This is a genomic window from Alicyclobacillus hesperidum subsp. aegles, assembly GCF_027923525.1.
Classification (GTDB): domain Bacteria; phylum Bacillota; class Bacilli; order Alicyclobacillales; family Alicyclobacillaceae; genus Alicyclobacillus; species Alicyclobacillus aegles.
This window is the reverse complement of record NZ_BSBJ01000064.1, coordinates 1-439: the sequence shown is the minus strand read 5'-3', so window position 1 is coordinate 439 and position 439 is coordinate 1. Positions and strand designations below refer to the sequence as shown.

The window sequence follows — 439 nt, the reverse complement described above, 5'->3', positions numbered from 1 at the left end:
GATGTTTCAGTTCCCTCGGTTGCCTCCGTATGCCTATGTGTTCAGCATCCGGTACTAGCGCTTCCCGCTAGTGGGTTCCCCCATTCGGACATCCACGGATCTATGCTCGCGTACAGCTCCCCGTGGCATTTCGGTGTTCGCCCCGTCCTTCTTCGGCTCTTGGCGCCTAGGCATCCTCCGTGCGCTCTTCCTAACTTCACCGTCCATGACTTCCGTCATGTCACCTGTTCCAATCCTCGGTTACCAGGTTGCAAGGTCATTTCATATGCAGTTGCCAAGGTCCTTGAGTTCGCAAATCACTCTTACGAGTCATTCGCTCCCTCAAAACTAAACACACACGCTACGCCCTCTTCGCATTTCTCCGTAGAAAGGAGGTGATCCAGCCGCACCTTCCGATACGGCTACCTTGTTACGACTTCACCCCAATCATCCGCCCCAC

General features: G+C 54.7%; 2 rRNA genes. Both read right to left on the bottom strand.

The annotated features are described in order from the left end of the window. Positions 1-201: ribosomal RNA gene (locus tag QMF38_RS11855) — 23S ribosomal RNA — on the bottom strand; the annotation flags it as partial. A 166-nt stretch (positions 202-367) separates the two neighbouring features. Further along, positions 368-439 (bottom strand): 16S ribosomal RNA (locus QMF38_RS11850); the annotation flags it as partial.